This window comes from Spongiibacter marinus (assembly GCF_016906995.1).
In the GTDB taxonomy this organism is placed as follows: domain Bacteria; phylum Pseudomonadota; class Gammaproteobacteria; order Pseudomonadales; family Spongiibacteraceae; genus Spongiibacter; species Spongiibacter marinus.
Genome location: NZ_JAFBBD010000004.1, coordinates 146,385 through 167,690 on the forward strand (window position 1 = coordinate 146,385; position 21,306 = coordinate 167,690).

The 21,306-nt window shown below is 56.4% G+C and carries 18 protein-coding genes and 1 tRNA gene; 11 read left to right on the forward strand and 8 right to left on the reverse strand.

The genetic code is table 11. The features are described 5' to 3' along the window. Nucleotides 1-3 precede the first annotated feature (3 nt). Nucleotides 4-1,122, reverse strand: a complete 1,119-nt coding sequence (lptF, locus tag HNR64_RS07240) for an LPS export ABC transporter permease LptF (protein ID WP_027873703.1) — start codon at nt 1,120-1,122, stop codon at nt 4-6. Nucleotides 1,123-1,298: 176 nt separating this feature from the next. Between lptF and HNR64_RS07245 the strand changes: the two genes are divergently transcribed. From HNR64_RS07245 to HNR64_RS07265, 5 genes are all read left to right on the forward strand, one after another. Next, nucleotides 1,299-2,777: a leucyl aminopeptidase gene (locus HNR64_RS07245; protein ID WP_204995857.1), complete on the forward strand. Its 1,479-nt coding sequence runs from the start codon at nt 1,299-1,301 to the stop codon at nt 2,775-2,777. Further along, the gene (locus HNR64_RS07250) at nt 2,778-3,209 is read left to right on the forward strand and encodes a DNA polymerase III subunit chi (RefSeq protein WP_204995858.1); all 432 of its coding nucleotides are present in this window, start codon (nt 2,778-2,780) and stop codon (nt 3,207-3,209) included. 11 nt (nt 3,210-3,220) lie between these two features. Beyond that, on the forward strand, nt 3,221-3,556 hold the full coding sequence (locus HNR64_RS07255) for a hypothetical protein (RefSeq protein ID WP_204995859.1): 336 nt from the start codon (nt 3,221-3,223) through the stop codon (nt 3,554-3,556). Between the two features lie 162 nt (nt 3,557-3,718). Further along, the gene (locus tag HNR64_RS07260) at nt 3,719-6,580 is read left to right on the forward strand and encodes a valine--tRNA ligase (protein WP_204995860.1); all 2,862 of its coding nucleotides are present in this window, start codon (nt 3,719-3,721) and stop codon (nt 6,578-6,580) included. A 269-nt stretch (nt 6,581-6,849) separates the two neighbouring features. Continuing rightward, complete coding sequence (locus HNR64_RS07265) at nt 6,850-7,059, forward strand: cold-shock protein (RefSeq protein ID WP_204995861.1); 210 nt, start codon at nt 6,850-6,852, stop codon at nt 7,057-7,059. On the opposite strand, the gene HNR64_RS07270 is transcribed toward HNR64_RS07265, so the two are convergent. Beyond that, nucleotides 7,049-9,619, reverse strand: coding sequence for a sensor histidine kinase (locus HNR64_RS07270; RefSeq protein WP_204995862.1), 2,571 nt, complete (start codon nt 9,617-9,619; stop codon nt 7,049-7,051). The two genes, HNR64_RS07265 and HNR64_RS07270, sit on opposite strands and share 11 nt — an antisense overlap. Before the next feature lie 154 nt (nt 9,620-9,773). Between HNR64_RS07270 and HNR64_RS07275 the strand changes: the two genes are divergently transcribed. Both HNR64_RS07275 and HNR64_RS07280 read left to right on the forward strand, forming a co-directional pair. After that, a complete protein-coding gene (locus HNR64_RS07275) occupies nt 9,774-10,610 on the forward strand; it encodes an SDR family NAD(P)-dependent oxidoreductase (RefSeq protein WP_204995863.1) in 837 nt (278 codons plus the stop codon). Nucleotides 10,611-10,829: 219 nt separating this feature from the next. After that, nucleotides 10,830-11,090 (forward strand): cold-shock protein, encoded by a 261-nt coding sequence (locus tag HNR64_RS07280; RefSeq protein ID WP_204996052.1) that lies wholly within the window; start codon nt 10,830-10,832, stop codon nt 11,088-11,090. 17 nt (nt 11,091-11,107) lie between these two features. Here HNR64_RS07280 and HNR64_RS07285 read toward each other — a convergent pair whose 3' ends face one another. Continuing rightward, the gene (locus HNR64_RS07285; protein WP_204995864.1) at nt 11,108-11,344 is read right to left on the reverse strand and encodes a SlyX family protein; all 237 of its coding nucleotides are present in this window, start codon (nt 11,342-11,344) and stop codon (nt 11,108-11,110) included. A 94-nt stretch (nt 11,345-11,438) separates the two neighbouring features. On the opposite strand from HNR64_RS07285, the gene HNR64_RS07290 reads away from it, so the two are divergent. Both HNR64_RS07290 and HNR64_RS07295 read left to right on the forward strand, forming a co-directional pair. Then, complete coding sequence (locus HNR64_RS07290; protein ID WP_204995865.1) at nt 11,439-11,798, forward strand: SUI1 family translation initiation factor; 360 nt, start codon at nt 11,439-11,441, stop codon at nt 11,796-11,798. A gap of 92 nt (nt 11,799-11,890) precedes the next feature. Then, nucleotides 11,891-12,286 (forward strand): VOC family protein, encoded by a 396-nt coding sequence (locus HNR64_RS07295; RefSeq protein ID WP_204995866.1) that lies wholly within the window; start codon nt 11,891-11,893, stop codon nt 12,284-12,286. On the opposite strand, the gene HNR64_RS07300 is transcribed toward HNR64_RS07295, so the two are convergent. Then, complete coding sequence (locus tag HNR64_RS07300) at nt 12,283-13,605, reverse strand: sigma-54 interaction domain-containing protein (RefSeq protein WP_239547688.1); 1,323 nt, start codon at nt 13,603-13,605, stop codon at nt 12,283-12,285. The two genes, HNR64_RS07295 and HNR64_RS07300, sit on opposite strands and share 4 nt — an antisense overlap. A 179-nt stretch (nt 13,606-13,784) precedes the next feature. Between HNR64_RS07300 and gpt the strand changes: the two genes are divergently transcribed. Next, nucleotides 13,785-14,249, forward strand: a complete 465-nt coding sequence (gpt, locus tag HNR64_RS07305; RefSeq protein ID WP_027873691.1) for a xanthine phosphoribosyltransferase — start codon at nt 13,785-13,787, stop codon at nt 14,247-14,249. A 65-nt stretch (nt 14,250-14,314) separates the two neighbouring features. Next, nucleotides 14,315-14,391: transfer RNA gene (locus tag HNR64_RS07310), tRNA-Arg, on the forward strand. A 42-nt stretch (nt 14,392-14,433) separates the two neighbouring features. On the opposite strand, the gene HNR64_RS07315 is transcribed toward HNR64_RS07310, so the two are convergent. From HNR64_RS07315 to HNR64_RS07330, 4 genes are all read right to left on the reverse strand, one after another. Then, entirely contained in the window at nt 14,434-15,177 is a 744-nt protein-coding gene (locus HNR64_RS07315; RefSeq protein WP_204995867.1) for a hypothetical protein, read from the reverse strand. Continuing rightward, on the reverse strand, nt 15,168-17,663 hold the full coding sequence (locus tag HNR64_RS07320; RefSeq protein WP_204995868.1) for a TonB-dependent receptor domain-containing protein: 2,496 nt from the start codon (nt 17,661-17,663) through the stop codon (nt 15,168-15,170). The genes HNR64_RS07315 and HNR64_RS07320 overlap by 10 nt, the downstream gene beginning before the upstream one ends. A 329-nt stretch (nt 17,664-17,992) precedes the next feature. Further along, a complete protein-coding gene (oadA, locus tag HNR64_RS07325; RefSeq protein ID WP_204995869.1) occupies nt 17,993-19,792 on the reverse strand; it encodes a sodium-extruding oxaloacetate decarboxylase subunit alpha in 1,800 nt (599 codons plus the stop codon). Between the two features lie 60 nt (nt 19,793-19,852). Continuing rightward, on the reverse strand, nt 19,853-21,268 hold the full coding sequence (locus HNR64_RS07330) for an acetyl-CoA carboxylase biotin carboxylase subunit (RefSeq protein ID WP_204995870.1): 1,416 nt from the start codon (nt 21,266-21,268) through the stop codon (nt 19,853-19,855). Nucleotides 21,269-21,306: the final 38 nt, after the last annotated feature.

The window sequence follows — 21,306 nt, forward strand, 5'->3', positions numbered from 1 at the left end:
CACTCAACCACGGCTTCGCCTCCAGGTCAGCCACCAGTGCCGCAACACGCTATCCCAGTAAAGCAGGATAAGCCCCAGCGTGAGAAAGATGAGGTGAATGACCCACATTCCCGGCAGCACTGGCCAATTGCCCTTGGCAATGGCATCGCGCACGGCATTGAGCGCCACCAGATAAAACATGTAGAGCATAAACGCCGGAAACATTTTGCCGTAGCGCCCGCGACGATGATCCGTTTTACTCAGCGATACCGCGATCAATGCCGCGATGGGCACCAACACGCTCAGAGAGATCCGCCACTGAACCGCTGCGATATCCTCAAGGGCATCACTGCGCCATAACTCTCGCGTTGATTTTCCATCGATCTCTTGGCGATAGGTTTTTACTTCCGGGTCGCGCATTAGCTGGCTAAGGCGTTCAAAGCGGGTAAATTGATAATCGGACTGCCCAGGCTCGCCAACATACCGCACCCCTTTGTCCAACACCAAATGGCGCTCGCCAGTGGCTGCATCCACTTCAAATCGACCGCTCTCGGCGGTGACCAGTGACACCAAGGGGCGCTCGCCCCCACCGCTTTGCTGAGGCTCGGCCTGAGCCATAAACACAGAGCGCATCGTCTGGGAATCGCGATCAGTTTTTTCGATATAGGTGACCCTGCCACTGCCCTTATCAATTCGAAAGCGCCCTTCAACGGCCGCCTTCACACCGATTTCTGCGCGACTCTCCGCCAGCTTCGCTGCATAGGCCTGTATACCTGCGGGGCTAACCACCATGCTGATATAGGCCACGATGGCAGCAATGATAAAGGCGGGAATTTGGGTGTAGAGCAGCAATCGACGACGGCTCATGCCGCAGGCACTCATTACCGTCATTTCGCTATCGACATAGAGGCGACCGTAGGTCAGCAAAATACTGATGAACAGCCCCAGCGGCAGCACCACCTCCAAAAAACCGGGAAGGCGGTACAACATAATAAGAAACAGGACATCGGGCGAGAAATCGCCCGACGCCACCTGTGCAAGGTACTTTACAAACCGCCCGCTCATAATGATTGCCAGCAGCGTTAAAGTAACCGCAAATACAGATTTAAAAATTTCACTCGCGAGGTAACGAAAAAGAATCACAGCTACCAAGTCCCTCTGCTGGCAAATGGTTTCACGCGCAGATAATACCCTTTACACTAGCGCCATAACACGCTGCCCGTCCCGGTTTTGGACGCAGCAAGCACCGATATAAAAATCTGGCCCGCATTATCGCTTATCGCGGCGCCCTCTGCGAATGTTTGTCTGAGAGAGAATCAATGCAAATCAGCCTAAAGCCCTGCAAAGACCCGAAAACCATCGCCACTGACTGCCTTGTCGTCTTCAGCAATGGCCAGTTAAGCGGCGCCCTCACCGCTATTAACGAGGCGAGCGATGGCGCAATCGACGCGCTGCTGAAACGCGGCGATTTTAAAGGCAAGGTCGCAGAAACACTTTATATCCCCTATTTACCCGGTATTCGCGCCAAACGGCTGCTGCTGGTCGGCACTGGTGACAGCGAGACCGTCAGCGACGCCGACGCCGACAAACTCCTGCAAAGCGGTATTGCTGTATTGAACAAGCAGCAGAGCAAAGACTGCTGTCTTCTGTTTGGCGATCTGCGCGTCGACGGGCGCAAAGCCAGTTGGCTGCTGCAGCGCAGTGCCCAGCTGCTGGAAGTGTCCCGCTACCGTTACAGCGAAACCTTGAGCAAGGCAAAACCGGGCAGCGCATTGCGGCGCGCCGTGTTGCAAGGCAGCAACAGCGACAGCAACCGTAAGCTCGTCGAATATGGTCAACAAACGGCAGAAGGCATTAACGTCACTCGTCGCCTCGGTGATTTGCCCGGCAATATATGCACGCCGGATTTTCTCGCGAAAGAATCGCGCAAACTCGCTCGACAGTTCGAGAAAGTAAAAGTCAGCGTGCTCGATGAGAAAAAAATGCAGCAGCTCGGTATGGGCGCCCTGCTCTCGGTTAGCGCCGGCAGCGACCAGCCCGCGCGCTTGATTGCCATTGAATATCAAGGCGCGGCGAAGAGTCAGCGCCCGCACGTACTGGTGGGTAAAGGGGTCACTTTTGACACGGGCGGCATCAGCCTTAAGCCCGGCGCCAAGATGGATGAAATGAAATACGATATGTGCGGCGCCGCCAGTGTGGTGGGCACACTTCGCGCCGTTGCCGGAGCAGAGTTAAAGGTCAACGTGGTCGGCATTATCGCGGCGGCCGAAAATATGCCCAGCGGCCGAGCAACCAAGCCCGGTGATATCGTCACCAGTATGTCGGGGCAAACCATCGAAATACTCAATACCGACGCCGAAGGCCGATTGGTGCTCTGTGACGCTCTCACCTACGCAAGCAAGTATAAACCCGCGTCAGTCATCGATATCGCAACGCTGACAGGCGCCTGTGTTGTTGCCCTGGGTAAACACGCTATCGGCCTATACAGTAATCAAGACGACTTTGCTGCAGAGCTGCAAAACTGTGGTAACGAGGCACGCGACCGCGCCTGGCCTATGCCCTTGTGGGATGACTACCAGCCGCAACTGGACAGTAACTTTGCCGACATGGCAAATATCGGCGGCCCCGAGGCCGGCAGCGTTACCGCCGCGTGCTTCCTGTCGCGCTTTTGTAAAGACTATCGCTGGGCACATTTGGATATCGCGGGCGCCGCTTGGCTGTCCGGTGCCAACAAAGGCGCTACTGGTCGCCCGGTAGGTCTGCTCTTCAACTACCTGCAAAGCAAGGCAAAGGACTAGGTGACACGCGTCGATTTTTACATTATCGGCAGTACCTCGGCCGATGCGGCAATGGATTTCAGCTGCCGGCTGGCCGAGAAAGCGTGGCGCGGTGGTCATCAAATATTGATGCACTGCGCCGATGCCCAGCAAGCCGCCGAACTCGACGACCGTCTTTGGCAGTTTAAGCCAGAGAGTTTTCTCCCCCATGAGCTGGGTGCAGCGGGTGGCGCTGACATAGCGATCTGCCACGCAGGCGACCACACCGCCATGGGCGATCATTGCGACCTGCTGATCAATCTCGCCCATGATGTGCCCGAGCCATTCAGCCGCTTTACACGGCTGGCAGAAATTGTCGATCAACGCGAGCAGTCGCTGGCGGCATCGCGGCAGCGCTACAGCTTTTACAAGCGTCGCGGCTACCCGCTGCACAATCACAACGTCGGCCAATAAGGGGGACTGCAATGAGCCAAACCAACGACGAACAACTTCCCCTGTTAGACGAACTGCAATCATTAAAAACCGTTCTCAGTGACACCGGCGACGACATCCCGGTGCTGAACGACATTATCCACACGCCCGATACCGAGCCCGCCGAGCCTTCAGATAGCGCAGAACAAACAGCCAGTAACAGCAGTGACTGGCTGGCCGGCGGTGACGACGACCACAGCAGGGAGATTTTTTTACAAGAATTGATCGACGATATGCTGCCCGACATAGAAGCGGAACTTCGCAGGCGTCTGCTTAAGCTCGACGGCGACGTACTCGAGCGCTGGTATCAACAAAGCCGTCAGCGCTAAGGCAGCGCGCCAGAGCACCGGCGCTCGCCCCCGGCGTAAAACCTCTCCAAACAATCCTCTCGCGCTTTGGCCCAGAGGACCAAAACTCAGTATACTTATCGCCTTTTTGCGTTAGCGCCTTCCCGCGCTCTGCGCCCAACAGTTATCGCCGAACGGAAACCCATGGATAAAACATTTCAGCCTGCGGACATTGAAAGCAAGTGGTACCAGACCTGGGAGGAAAAAGGGTATTTCTCCCCCGCCGGAGATGGCCCTGCCTACAGCATCATGATCCCACCTCCCAATGTCACCGGCAGCCTTCACATGGGGCATGCGTTTCAGGATTCGATCATGGATGCGCTCACCCGCTATCAGCGCATGAAAGGCGCCAAGGCGCTGTGGCAAGTGGGAACCGATCACGCAGGTATTGCCACCCAGATGGTCGTCGAGCGCAAACTCGCTGCGGAAAGTGGCCAGACCCGTCACGACCTGGGCCGCGACGCCTTCCTGGACAAGGTATGGGAATGGAAAGAGGAGTCTGGCGGCACAATTACTCGCCAGCTGCGTCGCCTCGGCGCCTCTGTCGACTGGCAAAACGAACGGTTTACCATGGATGAGGGCTTCTACAAGGCCGTTCAAGAGGTCTTCGTTCGCCTCTACGACGACAAATTAATCTACCGCGGTAAGCGCCTGGTCAACTGGGATCCCAAGCTCCACACCGCCATTTCCGACTTGGAAGTTGAAAACAAAGACGAGAATGGTCATCTCTGGCACTTCCGCTACCCACTGGCTGACGGCGAAACAACCGCCGATGGCAGCCGCCACCTTGTCGTTGCCACCACCCGCCCGGAAACCATGCTCGGCGACACCGCCGTCGCGGTAAACCCCGCAGACGAGCGCTACCAGTCGCTGGTCGGTAAATTTATTGAGCTACCGCTGGTCGGCCGCCGCATACCCATCGTTGCCGACGACTATGTCGACCGCGAGTTCGGCACTGGCTGTGTAAAAATCACCCCCGCGCACGATTTCAACGACTACGCACTTGGCCAGCGTCACAAGCTGCCAATGATCAATATTATGGATCAGGACGCTGCCATCCTCGGCCGCGCAGACGTCTACAACAGCGATAGTAGCGCGAACGATGAATTAGATGCCGGCCTGCCTGAGGCCTATGCAGGGCTGGACCGATACGCCGCGCGAAAGGCCATTGTCGCCGACTTAGACGCAGCAGGCCTACTGGAAAAAGTCGACGATCACGCGCTGAAAGTCCCCCGAGGCGACCGCTCAGGCCTGGTGATCGAGCCCCTGCTCACCGACCAGTGGTTTGTGGCGACGGCAAAATTAGCCGAGCCCGCCATTGCCGCCGTAGAAGACGGCCGCATCCAATTTGTACCCAAGCAGTATGAAAATATGTATTTCAGTTGGATGCGGGACATCCAAGACTGGTGCATTTCTCGCCAGCTGTGGTGGGGCCATCGCGTGCCCGCATGGTATGACAGCGAGGGCAATATCTATGTGGCCCGCAATGAAGAAGAAGCCCGCAGCAAGTATGGCTTGCCCCCCGAGCTGGCGCTGCAGCAGGATGAAGACGTACTCGACACCTGGTTTAGCTCCGCGCTGTGGACCTTTGGCACCCTCGGTTGGCCGGAGGCGACCGAGCGCCTGAAAACCTTCCACCCCACCGATGTGTTGGTAACCGGCTTCGACATTATCTTCTTCTGGGTCGCTCGCATGATCATGATGACCATGCACTTTATGAAAGACGAAGACGGCAGCCCCCAAGTCCCGTTCAAGACGGTTTACGTCACTGGTTTGATACGCGACGAACAAGGGCAAAAAATGTCCAAGTCCAAGGGCAATGTCCTCGACCCCTTGGACATGATCGACGGCATTGACCTCGACAGCCTGTTGCAAAAACGCACCGGCAATATGATGCAGCCTCAACTTGCCGAGAAAATCGGCAAAGCAACGCGTAAAGCCTTTCCTGAGGGTATTGGCGCCCACGGCACCGATGCACTGCGTTTTACCCTCTACTCGCTGGCCTCGACCGGCCGCGACATCAACTGGGACATGAAACGCTTAGAGGGCTACCGGAATTTCTGTAACAAGATCTGGAACGCTGCCCGCTATGTGTTGATGAATACTGAGGGCGAAGATTGCGGCACGGGCAATGAGCCCGTCGAACTCAGCCTCGCCGACCGCTGGATCTGCGCGCGCCTGGAACAAGCGCAGCGGCGAGTGGCTGATGCGATGGCCGCCTACCGCTTGGATCACGCCTCTCAAGAGGTCTATGAATTTATCTGGAACGAGTACTGCGATTGGTACCTGGAACTCTCCAAGCCAGTCCTTTGGGACGACAACGCCAGCGCCGAAGCGAAACGCGGCACGCGGCGTACGCTCATCCAGGTTCTTGAAGCAACCCTTCGCCTTGCTCACCCCTTTATGCCCTTCATCACCGAGGAAATTTGGCAGCGTGTGGCCCCAATTGCCGGCATTAATGCAGGCGATAGCAGCATTATGCTGCAGCCCTATCCCTGCTCAAATGACCAAGGCATTGACGAGCAGGCCCTTAGCGATGCCGAATGGTTAAAAGCTGTTATCACCGCAATACGCAACATTCGCGGCGAGATGAACGTGCCCCCCTCGAAAGCGCTCAATGTGCTGCTGCGCAACACCAGCGACGAAGATAGCCAACGCCTGGCAGCCAATAGGCAGTTCCTGCTAAAACTGGCAAAACTGGACGATATTCGCGCCCTGAGCGACGGCGAGCAAGCGCCAATGGCCGCTACACAGCTGGTTGGCGATATGGAGGTTCTCGTCCCGATGGCAGGCCTCATTGACAAAGCCGCGGAGCTGGCTCGCCTCGACAAGGAAATTGCCAAACTGGACAAGGACATCCAGCGCTTGAGCGGAAAGCTGGGGAACCTCGGTTTTATCGACAAGGCACCGGCAGCGGTCGTTGAGAAGGAAAAAGAAAAGCTGCAAGGCCAGCAGCATGCCCGCCTGCGACTCGTTGAGCAACGCGGCGAAATAGAGGCGCTGTAACGCCTCATTGCCATGCTTTGATCCAAATGAATGGGTCAAAGCATGGACAACAGCGCTGGAGTCGTTATAGTAAACAGCAATCTCGGCAGCGCTATTCACCCAACTGTGATGTTTTCTCGTTTCGCTGACAACCGGCAAGCCCGGCTCCCCGCCCCGAAGCAGACCGCTCTGCCCGCTTCCTATCTCTTTTTCCCGGACTGGTGGCAATTTTCTCGCCGCCCGACCGAAAGCACCTTTATGCGACCCGACTGCGACAAAGAGGATAAGCAATGAGCGACCGCGTAACTGGCACCGTGAAATGGTTTAATAACGCCAAAGGGTTTGGCTTTATTACCCGAAACGAAGGCGAGGACGTATTTGTCCACTTTCGCTCCATTCAGGGGGACGGCTATCGCACCCTTGACGAGGGCCAGAATGTCGAGTTCAAACTTGTAGAAGGCCCCAAAGGACTGCAAGCCGAGGACGTGCTCAAGGTCTGAGCCTGGCCGCCGTGTCGGGGCCCTGCTCCGACGGTATAGCGGCATCAATGGCGCGGTAAAGTTGCGATGGTAACAGTGGGTTAGTTAATACGACGCGCTCACTCGCCGCCGGCAGCGACTCTTCGCGCTCAGGCCGCTCTCGCAAATAGATGACGGCGTCCAACGCTTCCAAGCAGGCCTCACGTCGCTCACTAATTACCAACTGCGGCGAGGCGTCTGGTATCTTGGCCAAGTGTTTTTGCAGGCCATGCACATCGGTAACGAAGTGAACACGCCAACCTCGCCGGCTCAGCGCCGCCGACAGCGATAAGCGCAACCGCTCATCACTAACCAGCGCGATAATCGACAGGCCAGCGGCGTCGACATCCGCATGATTCAATTCCAGCTGTTGCGCGGGCAACAGCACCGAGAAGCAGCTACCGGCATCGTCCACACTACTCACCAGGATATGCCCGCGCATGAGAGACACGAGTTTTTCGGCGACAGCCAGCCCCAAGCCCACCCCGCCAAAACGACGGTTTCGAGAATTTTCTGCCTGCACAAAGGGCCGAAATAACTCGCGACTGCCCTGCTCGGGAATCCCCACACCGTTGTCGTGAACCTCAAAGACAAGTTCGGCCCAGTCGTAGTATTGCCGCTCCACGTCGCTGGCGGGACGCACTTGCAGCTCAATAATGCCTCTCGGCGTACTGTAAACAGAAAACTTAACCGCATTCTCAAGCAACACTAACAGTAATTGCCGCAAGCGAATGGGGTCGGTAAACAATTGCTCTGGCAACCGCGGATCGATGCGCAACAGAAACTGCTGCTGATTCCTGGCCACCATGGGCGCTACCGCCAAGGCAACTCCCTCCAGGTAATCCCACAGCTGGACATTCTCTTCCTCTAATGTCACGTCACCGGTTTCAAGCAGTGAGTAGTCGATAATGTTGTCGAGGGTTGCCAATAGACTCTGAGAGGAACGGCGAATGGTATCGAGCATTAACCGCTGCTCGCGGTTCAGGGCCGACTTTGACAACAGGTCAGTCATACCCACCACAGCATTCATCGGGGTGCGGAACTCATGCCCCATTACCGACAGAAAGGCCGACTTGGCATTACTGGCCTGCTCTGCCCGCTGATTCGCTTCTTCGAGTTGCATGCTTTGCAACCGCAAGCGATCTTCAAGCCCATGCTTGTCAGCAAGCAGCTGTCGCTCTGCCTGCTTCGCCGCGCTGATATCCGATTGAACACCCACCATACGAACAACACGTCCCTCAGAATCGCGCTGCACAGCCGCCTGAAAACTCACTTCAAGCACGGAACCGTCCCGACGACGTATCTTGTGCTCCCCAGAGAACAGTTTGTCATCACTCTTCAAAAACGCGATAAATTCCGGATTCAGCCGTTGCTGATCCGCTTCCGGAATACTGTTCATCAGCACGCGTAAACCGTCGCGCTCGTCACAGCGAGACAGCCCGACCATTTTCAGCCACGCAGGGCTTAAGTACACCTCCTTTGCGAGCAAGTCCCAATCCCATATGGCATCGTGTGAGGCCATAACCGCCAGGTCAAAACGCTGCTGGCTATGCTGATATTGTTCGTGCATCAGGTACTGATCACTCATGTCGCGAATCAATAACAACAGGCGACGGCTGCCATCTGCATCGGTGTACCAACCGGGGTATAGCTCAACCGCCACTTCACTGCCGGAATGACTCATCAACATCAACTCGATGCCTTTAAAGCTGGCATCCTGGTCTGACGAGGACTCCATCAAAAACTCATATTTGTGTTCGAATCGCGGTGCAAACAAGCTGCGCAGAGAGCGCTTTATCAATGCGGCATTCCGATAGCCCAGTAATTTGGATGCGGTTTCGCTGGCGGCAATCAACATCCCTTGCTCGTCGCATATCAATACCGCACCAGGAATTGACGCCATCAAGGTCTGGCGGCGCAATACCTCCGTTTCAACATTGGCCTTCAAGGCCGATACCGTGCGTTGACGCCGCGACAGCAACACGGCCAGCACTACCGCCGCTGATACGATGACCACCAATGCGAATAGCAACAACAAGCGGTTGCGTTGCGCGCTCTGCCAGCGTTTTTCATCCCGCGCGATCTGTGCAACTAACTGATCATGCAGCTTGCTGAGCGCATCGATAACAATGCGCTGATCCAATTCAGCATTGAGTGGAACGGCGGCGGCATTCCCCACCTTGTAAGCCGAGTAGGCGGACACAATAGATTGCAGCGATAGCAGGGCTTGCTGTTCTCCCCCGAGCGATTGTAGTGCTGCCAACGGAGGCAGCGCCCGGCTCATTTGCTGCTGAAGCGCCTGAAAAGCGGCGAGATCGGAGTTTTCCAGCAGGTCGAAGAAACGCGGAACGACCGCACCATGGTCAAGTAAATAGTCGACTTCTGCCAAGGTCTCAGCAAACGGGACGGGTCGCTCGATAAATCCAGTAATTTCAGCCCTTGCGCTTCCTACCGCCAGGCTTGTTGCCAACAGCGCCGACCACACCAAGCGAAAGGCACAACGGCGCACAACATACCGACGCGCAGTGGTGCTTGCACGCATATCATCCCTCCCTCATTTGCTGAAGGCTCATCGTTGCCAACACCCATGGATATAGCGCATCATCTCCCAGCGCGTGGTGCATAAAAATGCGTAGTTCCACTAACGTAGGCCTGCGATTTACCGCGATGAAACACCCCGCATATGGAGCGTTGCCATGACAGATTCATTTAAGTTAGCGCTGATTACCGGCTGCTCGAGCGGCTTGGGAAAAGCACTTGCCGAACAGGGCCTTGCCCGCGGCTACCACGTGGTTGCCACCGCCCGCAGGCCCGAATCGATTACGCTGGAGCACCCTCGCCTTCACAAGCGCGCATTAGACCTCAATGACCCCGAGCACATTCGAACGCTTTGCACTCAGCTGCACGAGGAGTTCGGCCAGATTGATCTATTGATTAATAACGCGGGCTTTGGCCTGATGGGGCCGATGCTGGAAATCAGCCCACAAAAACTCGCCGAGCAATTCCAAACCAATAGCATCGCGCCGCTTGAGCTTGTTCAGTCTGCACGCCAGTCATTAAAGCGCGGGAGCACGGTTGTAAACATCGGCAGCGTGTCAGCAAGTTTGGTGACGCCCTTTGCCGGCAGCTACTGCGCCAGCAAAGCTGCATTGCACGCGTTGAGCGATGCCATGCGCATGGAATTAGCCCCCTTTGGCATTCGAGTGATGGTGGTTAGAGCAGGCGCCATCCGGTCGAAATTCGCTGAACGCGCCGAATCTGAATTGACGCCACAGCAAACACAGGGGCCCTACCAGCCACTGCAACAAGCCATAGCCGAGCGAGCAAGCCTGTCCCAGCAAAACGCGAGTGATGCCGACGACGTTGCCAAGCGTATCTTCGACGCCAGCGAACAATCACGCTGCCCCGCCTATGTGGGCGTTGCTAACGGGCATCGGCGGCTGTATTCACTCAGTAAGTTGCCCAGCCGCGTTACCGATTGGTTGCTGTCACGCCGCTTCAAGCTCAGTACGTTGCACGGCGACGAACTGTAATTGGGGTGCTATACTCCGCCGGCTGTGGCCGATATTGCCGGCCCTTAATTCATTGTTTTGTTTATTTATTTTTGGTTCTGTATTGTTATGTTGTTAATTCTAAGAATTATTATTTCTGCGGCGCTCAGCGCACTGACGGTATTTTCTCTCTCCAAATTGGGGCTCGCTAGCCTGGCAGCACTGCCCGCAGCTCTTGTATTTGCAGCGCTACTATTTGCCATGCTGCTTTCTCCACGACTACCCAGCATCATTGACGCCCTAGGCAGCAAGCGCGAGCGCGGTACCGTAAAATGGTTTAACGTAAGCAAGGGCTATGGTTTTATTACTCGTGAGGGGGGTGACGATGTATTCGTTCACTTTCGCTCTATCCGTGGCAAAGGCCGAGGCCGCCGCAGCCTGATGGAAGGACAACTCGTGGAGTTTGTGCTCAGCGAAGGCGAAAAGGGTCCGCAGGCCGAGGAAGTTTCGGTCGTCGACTAGCGCCCGTTACCACTGGGTTAATAATGCGGCGGCTTCTCCATATCCGCCGCGAAGCCGGGCTGAGCCAAGCCCTGCTCTTCCATCGTTTCACGCATTACACGACTGGCTTGCGCTAATTGGCGCAGCTGCTGTCGCAAAATACGCAGTTCGCCGTCCTGCTCACTTACCCTGTCGTTAAGCGCATTGAGTAAGTCTTCCTGATAGGCCAACTGAGTTTGCAGCTCCACTAGCTGCTCTGTTTCGCGACTGGACATCGGTGCAGGCTCCTGAAAAAATCGTGGGCTACTATACCGCCCTCGCTGGTTATTATACTTTTTTGCATCAGAATTTTTCGAGTGAACCCTCTTTATGTCACGCATCGTCTACTCCACAGACCAAGGCCGGATGTGTCCACAATGTGGAGAAGCCCAACAACAGTGCCGCTGCAAAGATATCAACGCCGACGCTGAACGCAGCGCCCGCAGCGGCGATGGCATTGTGCGTATTCGTCGAGAAACCAAAGGCCGCAAAGGCAAGGGCGTGAGTATTGTCAGCGGCATACCGCTAGACGACGCCGCCCTGAAAAAACTCGGCAAGGAGTTAAAACAAAAGCTCAGTATTGGCGGCGCGGTAAAGGACGGACAACTAGAATTCCAAGGGGATCAGCGCCAAGCCCTGAAGCGCCTATTGGAAGAACGCGGCTACACCGTCAAACTTGCCGGTGGTTAAGCAGTTCAAACTGTTATGAAGATTTGCCAGCTAAGCCTGCCGTCAGTACAGGCGCTCTGGTAGCCTGAAAGAAAAAGATCGAGGCGTCTCACATGACAGCACTTAGCGAAACAATTGAAGTCGGCATCGTCACTCACAACATCGACACCATGTGTCACTTCTATGGCAACACCCTTGGCTTGGCCTTCGAGGGCAAGCTCGACTTCCCCGGCGGAACAATGCACCGCTACCGACTGGGCACGGCAGTCATCAAGCTGGTGAACTACGGTGACCAAACGCCCGAGCAATGTATTCCTGGCGGTGGCCACGCTGCCTGCGGCTATCGCTATATCAGCTTTGGCGTCGCCGACCTGAACAGCGTTATCGCCCAGCTCAAAGCGGCCAATGTCGGGATTGCCGTCGATGTTACCCGCTTTGCTGAAAACATTGGCTTCGCCTTTGTATGCGACCCTGACGGCAACTGGATTGAGCTGTTCGGCGGATGTTAAACGTCGGCAGACATGCCGTACTTGCGCATTTTTTCGATCAACGTGGTTCGCCGCAAGCCGAGCAGCTGCGCCGCCCGGCTTACAACATGATCTGCCGCCCGAAGGGCCTGTTGAATCCGTCGCTGCTCAAAGTCAGCCACCTCTTCCTTGAGTGATACACCCTCAACCGGAAGCTCATCAACGGCGGTTGCCGCCCCGCTCGTGCGCACTTCAACGCGCGCTGGTGGCTGCCACACCACCTCAGCACCGCGGTAGGCGTCAGGCAAGTCCTGGCGCCCCACCACTTTGTCGGGGTACATAATCAGCAGCCGCTCCAGCAAATTTGCCAACTCTCGAACGTTGCCCGCCCAAGAGTGAGCCTGCAGAGAAGCGACTGCAGACGGCGCTAGCGCCAGGGTGCCCAAACCGTCGTCGGCAAGCTGGCGGATGATGTCGCGCACCAGGGCGGGAATATCCTCTTTACGTTCGGACAAGGCAGGAACCTGCAGCGGGAAAACGTTCAAGCGGTAGTAAAGGTCTTCGCGAAATTCCCCCGCGTCGATCATTGCCGGCAAATCCCGGTGCGTCGCGGCGATGATTCGCACATCGGCGCTGCGGCTCTCGCTGGAACCAACACGCTCAAAACTGCGCTCCTGAATAGCGCGCAAAATCTTCACCTGCATGTCCAGCGGCATGTCGCCAATCTCATCCAGAAACAAAGTGCCGCCGTCAGCCAGCTCAAAGCGACCGGCGCGGCTAGAAATCGCACCAGTGAACGCGCCGCGCTCATGCCCAAACAATTCTGATTCTAATAACTCTCGGGGAATGGCGCCGCAATTGATCGGCACAAAGGGGCCAGAGCTTCTGGAAGAAAGTCGGTGTATTGCCTGTGCAACTAATTCCTTACCCGCGCCGGAGGGACCGTTAATCAGCACCGTTACCGATTTGTCGGCAACTTGGGCTAGCAGGTGCGTCAACTCCTGCATTGCCGGGCTGCTGGCGACTAAGCCGTGATCAATGTCCGACGGGGCATCGCCGAGTATCGACCCCAGGCGCCCCAAGCCCTCTAGTAGCGAATCAAATACCGGAGCGTCAATACAGGCCACGCAGTTCGGCCACCGCCCTTGCTGAGCCAGCACACCCGCCAGCAGACAGGGACGCTCGTCGAGCGCTTCGGGCGCAAGGCGCGCGCCGTCGGCTAATAACACTGCATTCGCCAGTGCCAATTCCTCAACGCAGGTCACCCGTTGCTGGTTTGGGTCTACTGCCTCTAACAACAGGCGATAGTGGGCGATGATATTGGGATCTGCGTCGATGAGTAACTGGATGCGCGTTGGCATGGGTGCCACATTATCTCTGTTTGCCGTTGTCGTTTTTTTGACTATAGCCAAGCCCGGGCAGCATAACCACACCAGCATGTCGGTATTTTGACACAAGCATCTCCGCTCTTGCCCGGGCACCACGCTTGCTGCAAAATCGCGCCCTACTGCCTTTCCCTACACTCAGCCAGGATCTCAGCATGTCGACCAGCGAAACGCCCGTGTACTACCTAACTTGGGACGAACTGCACCGCGACACCCGTAACCTTGCGCGTAAACTCACCGCCACGCCGTGGAAAGGCATTATCAGTATCGCCCGCGGTGGCTTGGTGCCGGGCGCCATTCTCGCGCGCGAACTCAACCTTCGCGTAGTCGACACCCTGTGTATCGCCAGTTACGACCACGACAAGCAGGGCGAGATTAGTATTCTCAAATCAGTGGAAGGTGACGGTGACGGTTATCTGCTGGTTGACGACCTCGTCGATACCGGAGGCACTGCAAAAATTGCCCGCGAGCTGCTGCCCAAGGCCACATTCGTCACCATCTACGCCAAACCTCAGGCGATGGCGCTGGCCGAGTACTACACCCGCGAATTCGCTCAAGATACCTGGATACATTTCCCTTGGGATATCGAGCACAGCTACAGCGAGCCGCTCATTAAATAACGAACCGCCGACGAAGCCTTTGCGCCACGCAGATAGAGTCAGTAGAATCTCCCGCTGCGCTTTTCGCCCCGGTGGCACAGCTGGATAGCGCGGCCCCCTCCTAAGGGGCAGGTCAGAGGTTCGAATCCTCTCCGGGGCGCCACCTCTTCCATGCTCCACTCTTCAGCTATCGCGCACTGGCGTGCTATGCAAGGATCGCCGGCGAGACACTCGGCTGACCGGCATGTAACCAGTCTCGCAACTGCTCCGCTTCACATCGATAGGTGCGCCGTTCCGACTGATCTAAGCGCAGCCACCGCAGGGCATTTATCAGCCAGCGGTCAGCAGAACCATTCAAAATACCCGCCCCGGGGGTACAGCAGATATGGTGCCAGTGCAGCTGATCGTCGCGCCACAGCAAAACCTCACCATTGGGCGACAGCGTATAAGCCAGCTTGGCCTTAGGTGGCAGCGCCGGGCCTTGGTCCACGGAGCGGGCAACGATTACCGCAGCGTCATCTGCCGGGCGAAGCAAAGACAGTAATTGCCGGTAATAGCGCAGGCTTGGCAGCCCCAGGTCAAAGCGCCCCCAGCACAGTTGATGATCGACAACCTGCCCCACGGGCGGACTGGCCAACACCTGGCGTTTACCCCCCTTAAATTGCGGGTACCAAGGTTGGCAGTGCAGGCTAGCCGCGTGAAAAAACACATTGCTCAGCCAATGCAGTCGCTCGCGATCCTGACCACTCACAGCGATATGACTGTGATAGACATAGGTCCCGGCATCTGCACACCACTGCCGGCGACAGGACCAGGTGTCCGGCTGGCACTGCCTCGCATTTATTGCCCTCGCCATACTCAAGAGTCGCTCAGCAGAGGCCTCGGCTTCTGCCACGGCCTGCTCAACCGTTATTTCATTGGCTTGTTTGGCAGCCTCGATTAATCCCATTGATACGAAATTTCCAGGCCGTAGTGACGCGGCGGCAACTGCGCCTTCGTGGTTGTGCCAAGATTGTCACCCAGTGCCACCCCGCCGCCAAAAAACAGCGAGTCCTTCAGGTTGTTCACGTACATCGCCACACGCAGCTTCTCGTCGGGCAGCCAGGTCAGGCGTGCGTTATACAACTCCTGCCCGCCCAGGGTCGCGCCATCGTAGAGATTGGCCTTGGCATCCAAGCCGACAAAAATTTCCGAGCGGTAAGAGTAATGCAGCCGCGGAATGAACGCGCCAAAGCGCGTTTGCCAATGATATTGCACGGCGAGCGAGCGGGTGTTTTTTGGCACCACCGCAAAGGGCTCGGCACTGCGATCAAAGCTGGAGCCGTCGGCTAAAAATACCGTGTAATCCCGATAATAGGCATCGGTATAGCCGGCGTTGGCATTGACCTGTAGCCCCTCGTAGAGCCAGGTTGCCTCCAATTCGGCGCCCTGCACTACGGCAGAACCCGCGTTATCCAAAAACAGGATGACATCGGTCGGCCCACCGGGCCCCGTCTCAGCCTGCTGAACTTGGATTTGGTCGTAGCTCATATGGTAGATCGCACCATTGAGACGCAAACTCGAATCGAGGGCATCGAGCTTAAACCCGACCTCACTGTTCTCCACCACCTCTGGCTCGAACTCATTGAGGCGTCGCCCCCGCAGACCAATACCGCCCGATTTATAGCCCTCGCTGACGGTCACATAGGTCATCAAACTATTGAGGCCGATCGCCGCGATGTCCGCCTCCTCCCAGATATAGCTCACCGTCAACGCTGGCGAAACCTGGTCAAAGGACAGCTCGGATGACGTCGACACCGGCGCGAGAAACGGAATGGGTTGTGCAAAGTCGATATTGTCAAAGTACGCTCTGGGCACTGGGTTATAGATGCCGCCCTGAGCATGAATAAGCCCCTCACGCAGCCCAAAGGCATTGAAATCGGCGTTGTATAAAGCAATCTCCCGCTGTTTATCATCTTCGGTGTAACGCACACCCAGCGTTAGTTGCAGATGGGACGTAAGATCGTAACTACCCTGTACAAACAGCGCACGTGTTTCATTTTCGATATAGCTTAAATTGACCGACGCTGACAGCAGCGGCAGCACAAGGTTATTGGCAGCCGCCGACAGTAAATCGACCCCAGGCAGCGCAACGCCTGCGGCACTACTCAGCAGAAATTCCGGGGGAATACCCAGAACCCCGTTGGCGCCAATAATTTGTGGGTAGGGAAATCCATCGATGCGCTCTGCAGAGTAGAAGGCGCCAAACGTCAGGTCGAGCTTGTCCTCGAAAAACCGCCCGTTGAATTTCAGCTCCTGACTGAGTTGGTAACGCGTTTCTTGATCCGGGTCGACGCCGGAGGCCGTCAAGGCTTTTAATGCCAAACGCTCACCATTGTGCACGAGGCTAAAGTCACTGCCGTCAACGTCCTCCTGCTTACCCAAGCCATATTGACGGCTGTAGGCGGTGATCGACTCAAGGTCAAGCGGCCCCATATGCCAATTCAGCTTTATCGCGTGAAGCTGTGACTGCTGGCGATAAAAACTGGCTTCGGTGTTGATCGCCACCTTGCGCTGCTCAGCCAAGCCCTCCTGCTGCTGACATCGCTGGGCGTAATTATCAGGCTGCTGGGGAACAAAGAATGTGGCCACCGCCGCTTGCGCATTGATTACTTCGCAATTGTTCGCCTGCCCTTTCTCATCCTGCGAGCTCCAGAATGAGAAGACATCGAGTTGCAGGTTCTCGGTAAGGTCCCACAATAGCCGCGCAGACACCGCTTGCCGATCCTCATCGCCAAAGCGTGTGCCATCGACAATATTCTTAACGTAGCCATCCAGGCGCCGCACGGTGCCACTGAGCCTCAGGCCCATTTGATTTTCGATCAATGGCAAATTAACGCTGGCCTTAATATCTTGGCGGCCGTGAGAGCCGGCAGTGACCGTGGCGCTGCCGCTCGGGCGACTAAAATCTGGCGCAACCGTGGTCACCAGCATCGCGCCACCGGTATTGTTTTTACCAAACAGCGTGCCCTGTGGCCCGCGCAATACCTGGATGTTTTCAACATCAACCGCATCTAGGAGTTGAGAGTCCTGACGGGCGATGAAAATACCATTCAAATACTGGCCTACTCCTGGGTCGAGCTCAGGTGTTGAGGCGCGCTGACCGATACCCCGCACAAAAATCGCTTGGCTTTTGGTCGCCGTCGGCGCTATCTGCAAATTCGGCACGATGTTCTTAACATCCGCCAGCGATGTGATGCCCGCATCCTCCAGCGCCGATGCCCCGATCGCCGAAACAGAAATCGGCGTGTCCTGCAGACTCTCCTCCCGGCGCCTGGCCGTGACGACCACCTCCTCTAACTGCGCGTAAGCGGGTGCACTGAAAATCGGTAATACCGTGACGATACTGCCAAAACAAAGCGGCAGCAGGCCGCTACCCAACATAACCCTATTCACTGCGATACAACCTCTATTATTGTTATGTAATCCCCGCGCATTGATACCAGCGAGTGAGCCATAGAGCTTACGCGAGGGAAAACAGGATGTTGACGCTATGTCACAAATACTGCGTTGCAGTGCAATTACATAAACTGCTTGCATGACAAGGGGCAGGCGTGGCGGGACGTAAAAAAGAGCCCCGGAAGCAGGGTAAGCAACCGGGGCCAATACGGAGAGAGGTCGCGACGGGATAAGAACGTCAGAGAGAGGGGGGAGACACCATCCCGCCGCGACACAACTAAACGATAATAATTATCATTGATGTTTGCAAGCGTTTTTCTTGCTCTTTACTCGATTTCTATTAATACCTCACCCGGAGTGACGCGATCTCCCTTGCTAACGTGGATATCGCGAACTGTGCCATCAATCGGCGCCTGCACTTCCGCTTCCATTTTCATCGCCTCAGTGACTAGCACTGGCTGGCCCGCCTTAACCACATCGCCCTGCGCCACTAATACATCGACGATATTGCCCGGCATATTCGTTGTAACATGCCCCGGCTGAGTTGCCTGCCGGCGTCCACTCCCCCCGTCGCGCTGGTATTCGTTCAATGCCTCGAAAACCACTTCCTCTGGCATCCCGTCCAGCGTCATGTACAAGTGCCGTTTGCCTTTACCCTTAATGCCGACGCCGGTAATCGCCACTTGATAACTTTCACCGTGAACATCGATCACAAATTCGGTGGGCACCGCATTTTCCGCGGCGGGGCGATCGGCCTCGGGTTCCGGCTCTAAAACCTCAGGCTGTAATGTGCCATCGCGACGCTGCTGGAGGTAGCTGCGGCCCAGATCGGGGAACATGGCGTAACTCAGTACATCCTCTTCACTGTCGGCCAGCTCGCCAATTTCTACGCGCAATTTCTCCATTTCAGGTGGCAGTAAATCTGCAGGGCGAACATCGATCACCGCTTCACTGCCAATCGCCTTGGCTCGCAATTCTTCATTCACCGTTCCCAGCGCTGCGCCGTAGTGACCCTGCAAATAGCGCTTCACCTCATTGGTAATGGTGGTATAGGGCGCCTCTGCCAGAATATTCATCACCGCCTGGGTACCGACAATCTGCGAGGTGGGCGTTACCAGTGGCGGGAAGCCCAGGTCCTTGCGCACCCGGGGAATCTCCGCGAAGACTTCATCGATACGGTGCAAGGCACCCTGCTCTTTTAGCTGGTTCGCCAGGTTAGACATCATGCCGCCCGGCACTTGGTTTATCTGAACGCTGACATCCTCGCGAGTAAACTCACTCTCAAACTGCCGGTATTTCTTGCGCACGGCCCACAGTTTTTTGGCAACGCTTTGTAAAACTTCCAGATCCAGGCCCGAGTCGTAGGGCGTGTCTTTTAGGCCTGCAACCATGGTTTCGGTCGCCGGGTGACTGGTGCCGTTGGCAAAGGCGGAGATAGCGGTATCGATAATATCCACGCCCGCCTCTACCGCCTTCAACTGACACAGCCCAGCCAAACCCGATGTCATATGCGAATGCAGGGCCAGCGGCAGGTCAAACTCGGCCTTTAACGCCGCGACCAACTCACCGGTGGTACTCGGCGTCAGCAGGCCCGCCATATCTTTGATAGCCAGGGAATCTACGCCCATGTCCACCATCTTACGCGCCTGCTCGACGAACGTTTCCGTGTTGTGCACGGGGCTGGTGGTGTAGCAAATGGTACCCTGAGCATGTTTGCCGGCGGCCTTCACGGCGGCGATCGCCGTCTGCAAATTACGCACATCGTTCATCGCATCGAATATCCGGAAGATATCCATGCCATTGTCTGCCGCCTTGGCAATAAAGGCCTCGACGACATCGTCAGCATAGTGGCGATAACCCAGCAGGTTCTGACCACGCAGCAACATTTGCAGCTGGCTATTGGGCAGCGCCTCACGCAACTTGCGCAGTCGCTCCCAGGGGTCCTCTTTCAAAAAACGCACGCAGGCATCAAAGGTTGCGCCGCCCCATACCTCCAGAGACCAATAGTCCAGGGCGTCCAGTTCGGCGCACACCGGCAACATGTCCTCGGTGCGCAGCCGCGTGGCAATAAGCGATTGATGGCCGTCTCGCAGGGCGACATCGGTAATTTTAATCGGCGTAGTCATAGTGCCTTCCTTTCCTGTGTGCACATCGTGGCCGCTAAGCGGCTGCAATCATTATTGGGTTTACAGTCCTGCGTGAGCAGCAATCGCCGCCGCCACCGCCAGGGCAAGCTCTTCGGGCCGACTTTTATCGGAGTACTCGATCAGCTCGGGGTGACTATCAACAAAGCTGGTGTCGAAATGCGCGGCGCGGAAGTCCGCGTGCTTAAGTATTTGCTGGTAGTAAGGCGCGGTGGTTCGCACGCCCTGAACACGCATATCATTTAACGCCCGCGCGCCGCGGTTGAGCGTTTCTTCCCAGGTCAGTCCCCAAACCACCAGTTTCAGGCACATCGAGTCAAAATACGGCGGTATGCTGTAGCCGGTATATATCGCGGTGTCGGTGCGCACACCCGGGCCACCGGGAGCGTAGTAGCGGCTGATTTTGCCGAAGCTAGGCAAAAAACCGTTCTTGGGGTCTTCGGCGTTCACGCGGAACTGCAGCGCGTAGCCGCGATAGCTAATATCCTCTTGCCGATACCCAAGCGGCAGGCCGGAGGCTATGCGGATTTGCTCGCGCACAATATCAACCCCGGTAATTTGCTCGGTGATGGTGTGCTCCACCTGAACGCGGGTATTCATCTCCATAAAATAAATTTGATTATCGGCAAGCAAAAACTCTACGGTGCCGGCATTTTCATAGCCCACCGCCTCTGCCGCGCGCACCGCCAAGTCGCCGATATAGGCGCGCTGCTCCGGCGTGAGCTGCGGCGATGGCGCAATTTCAATCAACTTTTGATTGCGGCGCTGTATCGAACAATCACGCTCATACAGGTGGATAACATTGCCCTGTGAGTCGGCCAAAATCTGCGCCTCAATATGGCGCGGGTTGACAATACACTTCTCCAAAAATACATCAGCGCGACCGAAAGCCTTGGTGGCCTCTGAGACCACGCGACTAAACTGACGTCGCAGGTCTGCTTCGCTGTCGCAGCGGCGAATACCGCGACCGCCACCACCCGAGGTGGCTTTCAACATCACCGGATAACCGATGCCTGCAGCGACCGTCACCGCTTCTTCGACATCGGCAAGGTTGTCTTCAGTGCCCGGTGTCACCGGCACACCCGCCGCCACCATCGCCCGGCGAGCCTCGGTTTTATCGCCCATGCGACGGATAACCTCTGCACTGGGGCCAATAAAGGTAATGCCGCGCTGAGCACAGATTTCCGCCAATTCGGCATTCTCGGAAAGAAAACCGTAGCCGGGGTGCAAACCGTCGCAGCCCGTTTCCACCGCCAGCGCCACCAGCTTGCGAGGATTCAGATACCCCTCCAGGGGGTCTGCGCCCACGTTGTAAGCCTCGTCAGCGCGCTTAACATGCAGGGAAAAGCGATCGGGTTCGGTGTAGATGGCCGCTGAGCGAATACCCATCTCGGCACAGGCGCGAACAATGCGAACCGCAATCTCACCACGGTTGGCAATTAGGATTTTTTTCAGCATAGCGACTGGTTTCCTAAACCGGTATCAAATATGCGATC

What these genes read in the sequence shown, in the direction of transcription:
- HNR64_RS07245 (WP_204995857.1), top strand. Translation starts at nt 1,299, where the DNA reads ATGCAAATCAGCCTAAAGCCCTGCAAAGACCCGAAAACCATCGCCACT.
- HNR64_RS07255 (WP_204995859.1), top strand. Translation starts at nt 3,221, where the DNA reads ATGAGCCAAACCAACGACGAACAACTTCCCCTGTTAGACGAACTGCAA.
- HNR64_RS07260 (WP_204995860.1), top strand. Translation starts at nt 3,719, where the DNA reads ATGGATAAAACATTTCAGCCTGCGGACATTGAAAGCAAGTGGTACCAG.
- HNR64_RS07265 (WP_204995861.1), top strand. Translation starts at nt 6,850, where the DNA reads ATGAGCGACCGCGTAACTGGCACCGTGAAATGGTTTAATAACGCCAAA.
- HNR64_RS07270 (WP_204995862.1), bottom strand. Translation starts at nt 9,619, where the DNA reads ATGCGTGCAAGCACCACTGCGCGTCGGTATGTTGTGCGCCGTTGTGCC.
- HNR64_RS07275 (WP_204995863.1), top strand. Translation starts at nt 9,774, where the DNA reads ATGACAGATTCATTTAAGTTAGCGCTGATTACCGGCTGCTCGAGCGGC.
- HNR64_RS07280 (WP_204996052.1), top strand. Translation starts at nt 10,830, where the DNA reads ATGCTGCTTTCTCCACGACTACCCAGCATCATTGACGCCCTAGGCAGC.
- HNR64_RS07285 (WP_204995864.1), bottom strand. Translation starts at nt 11,344, where the DNA reads ATGTCCAGTCGCGAAACAGAGCAGCTAGTGGAGCTGCAAACTCAGTTG.
- HNR64_RS07290 (WP_204995865.1), top strand. Translation starts at nt 11,439, where the DNA reads ATGTCACGCATCGTCTACTCCACAGACCAAGGCCGGATGTGTCCACAA.
- HNR64_RS07295 (WP_204995866.1), top strand. Translation starts at nt 11,891, where the DNA reads ATGACAGCACTTAGCGAAACAATTGAAGTCGGCATCGTCACTCACAAC.
- HNR64_RS07300 (WP_239547688.1), bottom strand. Translation starts at nt 13,605, where the DNA reads ATGCCAACGCGCATCCAGTTACTCATCGACGCAGATCCCAATATCATC.
- gpt (WP_027873691.1), top strand. Translation starts at nt 13,785, where the DNA reads ATGTCGACCAGCGAAACGCCCGTGTACTACCTAACTTGGGACGAACTG.
- HNR64_RS07315 (WP_204995867.1), bottom strand. Translation starts at nt 15,177, where the DNA reads ATGGGATTAATCGAGGCTGCCAAACAAGCCAATGAAATAACGGTTGAG.
- oadA (WP_204995869.1), bottom strand. Translation starts at nt 19,792, where the DNA reads ATGACTACGCCGATTAAAATTACCGATGTCGCCCTGCGAGACGGCCAT.
- HNR64_RS07330 (WP_204995870.1), bottom strand. Translation starts at nt 21,268, where the DNA reads ATGCTGAAAAAAATCCTAATTGCCAACCGTGGTGAGATTGCGGTTCGC.